The organism is Pseudonocardia lacus (genome assembly GCF_018531445.1).
Lineage (GTDB): Bacteria > Actinomycetota > Actinomycetes > Mycobacteriales > Pseudonocardiaceae > Pseudonocardia > Pseudonocardia lacus.
This window is the reverse complement of record NZ_JAHDTH010000291.1, coordinates 1-7,211: the sequence shown is the minus strand read 5'-3', so window position 1 is coordinate 7,211 and position 7,211 is coordinate 1. Positions and strand designations below refer to the sequence as shown.

Here is a 7,211-nt window from a genome sequence, read left to right as displayed (position 1 = left end):
CGGCGGGCGACCAGCCCGGCGGCGGCCACGCCGGCCGCCCCGGCGGCGCCCGCGGCCGCGCCCCAGACCCCGCGCCTCACCACTGCTGCTCGTCCCCTCCGGTGTGCACGCGGACGACCCGGCGGAACTGCACCCCGGTGACGACCTCGTAGTGGATGGTGCCGAGCTCGTCGGCCCAGTCCTGGGCGGTGGGGGCGCCGTCGCCGCCCGCGCCGAACAGCACGGCCTCGTCGCCGACGCGGACCTCGTCGTCGCCGCAGTCGACGACGACCTGGTCCATGCAGACGCGCCCGACGACCGGGCGCAGCGCGCCGCCCAGCAGCACCCGCATCCGGCCGTGCCGGTTGAGCGCGCGGGTGACGCCGTCGGCGTAGCCGACCGGGAGCAGGGCGAGCGTCGTCTCCCGCGGGGTGGTCCACTCGTGGCCGTAGGACACGCCCTCGCCGGCCGGCACCCGCTTGGCCAGCACCACGCGGGCCCGCAGGGTCATCGCCGGGACCAGCGGGCTCTCGGCGACCGGCCGGTCGAACGGGTCGAGGCCGTAGACCGCGATGCCCGGACGGACCAGGTCGAAGTGCAGGTCGGGGCGCGACATCGTGGCCCCCGAGTTGGCCAGGTGCCGGATCGGGTCGAGGCCGCGGGCGCGGGTGGACTCCCAGGCGGCGGTGAGCCGGGCGGCCTGGACGTCGAGCGAGGGGTGGTCGGGGGTGTCGGCGGCGGCCAGGTGCGACCAGACGGCGACGACCTCGGCCTCCCCGTCGGCGACGGCCTTGGCCGCGTCGTCGAGGAGGTCGGGCCACCGCGCGGCGGGGGCGCCGTTGCGCGACAGCCCGGTGTCGACCTTGAGGTGCAGCCGGGCCGGGCGACCGGCGGCGCGGGCGCCGGCCAGCACGGCGGCCAGGTGCTCGCGGGAGGAGACCGACAGGTCGACGGCGGAGGCCACGGCCGGGGCGAAGTCCTCGCCCGGCAGGTGCAGCCAGGACAGCAGCGGCGCGGTGATGCCGGCCGCGCGCAGGGCGGCGGCCTCGTCGAGCGTGCACACGCCCAGCCAGGTCGCTCCCGCCAGCAGGGCGGCCCGCGCGACCTCGACGGCGCCGTGGCCGTAGCCGTCGGCCTTGAGCACCACCATCAGGTCGGCGCCCGGCGCGACCCGCCGCAGCACGCCGACGTTGTGCCGGACGGCGGCGAGGTCCACCACCGCCTCCGCGCGCACCACCGGGTCGGTCACGCGGTTCATCATCGCATCCGGTACCGACGGGTACAGGGGCCGCCGGGGTCAGCCGGTGCCGCCCCGCAGCGCGCGCAGGGCGTCCGGGATGGCCGCTTGCAGCATCGACGCGGGGGCCGGGGCGGTGGCCGAGCGGCCGGGCGTGGGCCTCGTCACGGACCCGGCGCCGCGGGCGGCCAGGTCGGCGGCCGCGCCGTGCACGAGCGACGCGCAGGCCGCCGCCCACCACGGGTCGAGCCCGGCGGCCAGCAGCGCGCCGATCATGCCGGTCAGCACGTCGCCCGAGCCCGCGGTGGCGGCCCACGACGACCCGGCGGCGTGCACCACGACCCGACCTCGCGGATCCGCCACGACGGTGGCGTTGCCCTTGAGCAGCACGGTCACGTCCAGCTCGCGGGCGGCCCGGCGGGCGGCGGCGATCCGGTCGTCGCCGACGTCGCCGGCCAGCCGGGCGAACTCGCGGTCGTGCGGGGTGATCACCACCGGGCGCCCGGCGACCGCGGCGCGCAGGTCGGCGTGCTCGGCCAGCAGGGTGATGGCGTCGGCGTCGACGCACAGCGGGACGTCCCGGTCGAGCACGGCCGAGAGCAGGTCGCGGCCGGCTCCGTCGGTCCCGATGCCCGGCCCGACCGCCCAGGCCTGCGTGCGCCCGGCCCCGGCGAGCGTGTCGGTGGCCACCACCTCCGGCCAGCGGGCCCGCACGCCGTCGGCGGCCGAGCCGGCGAAGCGGACCATGCCGCTGGTCGCCAGCACCGCCGCCCCGGTCGACAGCACGGCCGCCCCCGGGTAGGTGGCCGAGCCGGCGGCCACCCCGGTGACGCCCTGGGTGTACTTGTCGTCGCGCGGCCCCGGCACCGGCCAGCGGGCGGCGACGTCGGCGGCCCCGACGACCTCGGCGTGCGGGTCGGGCAGGTGGGCGTCGAGCCCGATGTCCACGAGGTGCACCGGGCCGCAGGACGAGCGGGCCAGCACGTGCACCGGCTTGCGCGCCCCGAACGTGACCGTGGCGTCGGCGACCACGGCGGGGCCGGGCGCGGCCCCGGTGTCGGTGTCGACGCCGCTGGGCACGTCCACCGCGAGGACCGGGATGCCGGCCCGCCGCACGACCGCGACGATCGTCGCCGCGGGCTCCCGCAGCGGGCCCCGACCGGAGATCCCGACGATGCCGTCGACGACCAGGTCGGCGCCGGTCGCGGCGAGCAGACCGGAGTCCGGGTCGACGGCGCGGCCGCCGGCCCGCAGCAGCGCGCCCCGCCCGGCCGGGTGGGCGCGCGGCGGGTCCAGCAGGACCGCCGTGACGCCGACCCCCCGGCGGCGCAGGGTCACCCCCGCCCACAGCGCGTCCCCACCGTTGTTGCCCGCCCCGACCAGCAGCACCACCCGCGAGCCGGACACGCCGCCGCGCCCGGCGAGCATCCGGGCGGCGTGCGTCGCCAGCCCGAACGCCGCCCGGCGCATCAGCGCGCCCTCCGGCGTGCGGTCGAGCAGCACGGCCTCGGTGGTGCGGATCTGCTCCGCGGTCCAGACGCCTTCCACCGGCCCGACGCTAGTGCGCCGGGCCGAGGTCGGTCAGGCCTGCTCCAGCGTGTAGTTGATGAGGCCGCCGTCGACCGAGGTCACGCTGACGTTCAGGTCGATGCTCTCGCCGCCGCCGGTGACGGTGCAGGTCACCGACTTGCCGACCTCGGCGGCCAGGTCGCCGGAGCAGTCGGCGCCGTCGACCTGGGTCTGCAGCTCCTGGGCCACCTGCTCGGCGATCTTCTCGTCCAGCAGCGCCTTGGCGATCGGGCGCGCCTCGGTGGTGATGTCGAAGTTGGCCTGGTCGCCCTGGATCGAGGTGACGGTGGCGATGGCGTCGACCGGCTGGCCGTCGACGACGAACTCGCAGCGCACCGACTTCCCGATCTCGGCGGGCAGGTCCTCCGGGCAGGTCACGGCGTCGGCGCCGATGTTCTGCTCGGCCAGCTTGCCGTCGATCGCCGACGCCACGTCGTCCTTGGGCACGCTGCCCGCGCAGCCGGCGAGCCCCCCGCCGAGTACGACGGCCAGGCCCACGGCGGCCAGGCTCCTACGGATGGTGCTGCTCATCGGTCCCTCACACGAGTCGGGCCACCCCTCGGGCGGCCGGCCGTGCGATCGTTCGGTCGACAGGGGCACGGCGTTAGCCGCTTCATACGTCGTGTGGCCTACGTCTCGTCCACTGTTCCGCCGTCCGGGTGTCACCCGACCGTCGGCTACTCCGGTCGGCCGAACGCGGCGGGCGCGCCGCGGGCCGTGCCGTTCGCGCGGTTCACGGCCGCGACGGATAGCGTGACGGGCGTGACGACGACCCGCTCCGGGGTGGCCCGCCCGCCGGCCCTGCGCAACGCCAAGGACGCGCTGGAGCAGCTGTCCAAGCCCGGGCCCTTCCAGGCGCTGCGCGGCGACCTCGGCATGGTCGGCCTGCCCGGCGTGGTCTTCGCGCCCGCCGAGGGCCTCGGCCTGCCCGCGGTCGCCTTCGGCCACGACTGGCTGCAGCCCGCCGACCGCTACGCCGACCTGCTGCGCCACCTCGCCACCTGGGGCATCGTCGCCGCCGCCCCGAACAGCCACCGCGGCCCGCTGCCCAGCCACGCCGGCTTCGCCGCCGACCTGCGCACCACGCTCGAGGTCTGCGTGGGCGTGCGGCTCGGCGAGGGCCGCGTCAGCGTCGACTCCCGGCGCACCGCCTTCGCCGGCCACGGCATCGGCGGCGGCGCCGCCCTGCTGGCCGCCACCGCCCACCCCCGCACCGCCGCCGTGGTCACGATCGCCGTCGCCCACACCCGCCCGTCCGCCGTGGACTCCTCCCGCGAGCTCACCCTCCCGGTCCTGCACCTGGCCGCCGGCCGCGACACCGTCGCCCCCGCAGGCGGCCACGCCGAGCCCATCGCCGCATCCGCCGGCGGCCCCGTGTGGCTGCGCACGATCGACAAGGCCACCCACACCGGCTTCCTGGACGGCAGCCACTGGTCCGACTTCGTGCTGTCCGGCAGCCCCGACAACAAGACCCGCCGCATCACCCGCGCGCTGGTGACGGCGTTCCTGCTGAACAAGCTGTGCGGGGAGGACCGGGTCGAGGTCCTGGTCGACGGCAAGGTCCCCGGCACGACCCTCGCCGAGCGCTAGCCCGCCGGCCGTTTCGGCCGCGTCACGCACACCCGCTGGTCGCCGCGCACACGTCAGGACATGTGCGCCGCAGCAACAGGTGTGCGACGCCAACGGGGCCGAACGGGCGCGGCGGCGCTCAGGTGTAGTAGGAGCCGTAGCACTCCGCGCTGGCCGCCTCCTCCGGCGCGGCGTCCAGCAGCAGCTCCAGCGGCGTCGTCGACCCCGGCGGCAGGACGATGCTCGAGTAGGGGTACCCGGCCCGCTGCTCGGGGTCGTAGCGCTGCGAGGTCGACTCGCCGCCGACGATGCGGCCCTCGTCGTCGAGCAGCAGCACCATCACCGTCGGCTGGACCTCCTCGGCGGCGGTGGAGGTGGCCTCGCAGCTCACCCGGTAGGAGCGGCCCACCGAGTCGCCGTCGGGGGGCTGCAGGTCGGCCGGGCCGAACGTCACCACGCCCTCCTCCGGATCGCTCGACCAGTTGACCGAGGTGACGGTGATGTTCATCCGGGCCGGGCGGACGCTGTAGGTGTCGGCGCTGCCGAAGGCCAGGCCGTACGAGCTGGCCGCGTTGGTCGCGCCCGGCAGCACGGGGTAGATGGAGACGTCCTCGCCCTGGTTGAGCACGACGCCGCGGTCGTCGGTGAACGTCACGGTCATGTTCACCGAGCTGACCGTCCAGTCCGAGGGGTTCGGGTTGCGCACGCGGATCGCCCACGTGATGGCCCAGTCGCCGACGCCGTTCTGCACGGGCGTGAACCCGAAGTCGGCGACCTCCAGGTCGGCGCGGCCGGGCGCGGGGTTGACCGCGCCCTGGTAGGTGACGGTGCCGGGACCGCCGCCCTCGCCGCCCGCCGTGACCGGGTCGTCGGTCGGGTCCGACTCGAACAGCCGCGGCACCAGGAACACCCCGGCGACGACGACCGCGACGAGCGCGGCGACCGCGACGGCCAACCACGTCCGCCGGGACGGTCCGCGCCCGGGCGCGTCGGGACGGGTGCGCTCGGGTCCGGGCGGGCCGGTGCGGTCCGACGGCGGCGGGACCGCGCGCGTGGTCGGTCCTCCGCTGATCTCGGCGCGCGGGCGCACCACCGGCAGGCGGGTGGTGTCGAGGTGGTCGAGGTGGCCGGTGACCTCCTCGTCGAGCTCCTCGATCACCATCGTCGACGGGGCGATGCCGTTCGCGCGCTGCAGGTGCTGGAAGGCCTGGCCGAACTCCAACGGGCCGCGCGGGCGGTCGGCCGGCTCCTTGGCCATGGCCCGCTCCAGCAGCGAGCACACGTCGGCGGGGATGCCGCGCGGGCGCAGGTCGGGAACCGGGTCGCGGATGACCCTGGCCAGCAGCGGGGCCAGCGACTGCTCACCCGTCCGGACGAACGGCGCCGAGCCGGCCAGCAGGGTGTAGAGCGTCGAGGCCAGCGAGTAGAGGTCGGAGCGGGCCGTCGGCGGGTGCCCGTCGAGCACCTCGGGCGGCGCGTGCGACAGGGTCGCGGTGACCACCCCGGACTGCGTCTGCAACGCCCCGCTCATCCGGGCGATGCCGAAGTCGGCCAGCACGGGCTCGCCGAAGCGGGAGAACATCACGTTGTCGGGCTTGATGTCGCGGTGCAGCACGCCGGAGCGGTGGGCCGTCTCCAGGGCGCCGCACAGCTTGACCGCGATCTCGGCCACCCGGCGCACGTCGAACGGGCCGCTGCGCTCGAGCTGGTCGGACAGCGTGCCCCCGGGCAGGTACTCCATGACCAGGTACGGCGAGCCGTCGGCGGTGGTGCCGCTGTCGTAGACGGTGACGATGTTCGGGTGCTGGGCGAGCGCGCCGAGTACCTGGCGCTCGCGCTCGAAGCGCGCGCCGGAGTCACCGTCGACGGGGCCACCGCTGAGCACCTTGATCGCGACGTCCTGGGCGAAGGCGACGCGGCGCGCCCGGTAGACCGTGGCGAAGCCGCCGCGGCCGATCTCGACGACGTCGCGGTAGCCGTTGGCCTCCAACTCGGGGAAGCGGCCGGACACCGCGTTGTTGCTCTCCGTCGTCATCGGACCTCTGCCCCCGCCGAGTGGTTCCGGGTCCAGACCGTAGCAGCCGGCCGATCACGGCTACTCCGTGGAGCTACGGAAGCGCCGGACGACCAGGTGTTTCGCCTGCGCTGCGTCACGACCCGCCGGGTCGGACCTTCTCGATCGCCGCGGCGACGACCCGGGGCGCGACGCTCTCGTCGACCTCCACGTCGCTGCTGGCCCCGAACGCGACGTCGACCTTGAGGACGTAGTCGCCCGAGCTGACCCAGATGGCGTCGCGCTTGCCGGTGGTGATCCGCAGCGCCCGGTCGGTCCCCGCCGGCGCCGCGAACGGGACGGGCCGCCCGACGTTGGTGCAGCGGCCCGCGGTGTCGGTGAGCCGCTCCATGAACGCCGGGGCGGTGCCCGGCGCGAACGCCGCGAGGTAGGCGTCGACCTGGTAGTCGGGCTCGTCGGGCGCGGCGATGCTGCGCTCGACCTCGGCGGTCTTGCCGTCCTGCGGGACGGCGAGGGTGCACCACAGCACGGAGGCCAGGTCGCTGTAGGGCGGCGAGTCGAGCTCGGTGGCGCCCGGCTCGACGTCGTCGGCCGTCAGCAGCAGGGGCTGCAGGTCGGGCACGCCGAGCACCGCCTGCACGTCGCCGGGGTTGGTGCCGGTGGGGGTGAGCTGGCCGGTCGGGCCCTGCCCCTCGATCATGCCCGGCACGATCACGGCCGCCGCGACGGCGAGGGCCGCGAGCCCGGCCCCGATCGCGGGCAGCAGCCAGCGGCGGCGACCGGAGCGGGAGCCGTCGGGCCCACCGGCCGGCGACGGCCCCGTGCCACCCGGCGGCGGGGGCG

6 protein-coding genes are annotated in these 7,211 nt (G+C 76.3%); 1 reads left to right on the top strand and 5 read right to left on the bottom strand.

What is annotated here, in order from left to right; translation table 11 throughout:
- Positions 1-76: 76 nt before the first annotated feature.
- Genes alr through KIK08_RS35840 form a run of 3 tightly spaced genes read right to left on the bottom strand, consistent with a single transcriptional unit; the run spans position 77 to position 3,316 of the window.
- On the bottom strand, positions 77-1,228 hold the full coding sequence (gene alr, locus KIK08_RS35850; RefSeq protein ID WP_408004779.1) for an alanine racemase: 1,152 nt from the start codon (positions 1,226-1,228) through the stop codon (positions 77-79).
- A 48-nt stretch (positions 1,229-1,276) separates the two neighbouring features.
- Entirely contained in the window at positions 1,277-2,764 is a 1,488-nt protein-coding gene (locus KIK08_RS35845; protein WP_214407765.1) for an NAD(P)H-hydrate dehydratase, read from the bottom strand.
- 33 nt (positions 2,765-2,797) lie between these two features.
- Positions 2,798-3,316, bottom strand: coding sequence for a DUF4333 domain-containing protein (locus KIK08_RS35840; protein WP_214407764.1), 519 nt, complete (start codon positions 3,314-3,316; stop codon positions 2,798-2,800).
- Positions 3,317-3,547: 231 nt separating this feature from the next.
- On the opposite strand from KIK08_RS35840, the gene KIK08_RS35835 reads away from it, so the two are divergent.
- On the top strand, positions 3,548-4,375 hold the full coding sequence (locus tag KIK08_RS35835) for a dienelactone hydrolase family protein (protein WP_308258110.1): 828 nt from the start codon (positions 3,548-3,550) through the stop codon (positions 4,373-4,375).
- A gap of 118 nt (positions 4,376-4,493) precedes the next feature.
- Here the strand turns inward: KIK08_RS35835 and KIK08_RS35830 are convergent, their stop codons facing one another.
- Positions 4,494-6,389 (bottom strand): serine/threonine-protein kinase, encoded by a 1,896-nt coding sequence (locus tag KIK08_RS35830; protein ID WP_214407763.1) that lies wholly within the window; start codon positions 6,387-6,389, stop codon positions 4,494-4,496.
- 115 nt (positions 6,390-6,504) lie between these two features.
- On the bottom strand, positions 6,505-7,211 hold a 707-nt coding region (locus KIK08_RS35825), incomplete at its 5' end, for a hypothetical protein (protein WP_214407762.1).

What these genes read in the sequence shown, in the direction of transcription:
- KIK08_RS35840 (WP_214407764.1), bottom strand. Translation starts at nt 3,316, where the DNA reads ATGAGCAGCACCATCCGTAGGAGCCTGGCCGCCGTGGGCCTGGCCGTC.
- KIK08_RS35830 (WP_214407763.1), bottom strand. Translation starts at nt 6,389, where the DNA reads ATGACGACGGAGAGCAACAACGCGGTGTCCGGCCGCTTCCCCGAGTTG.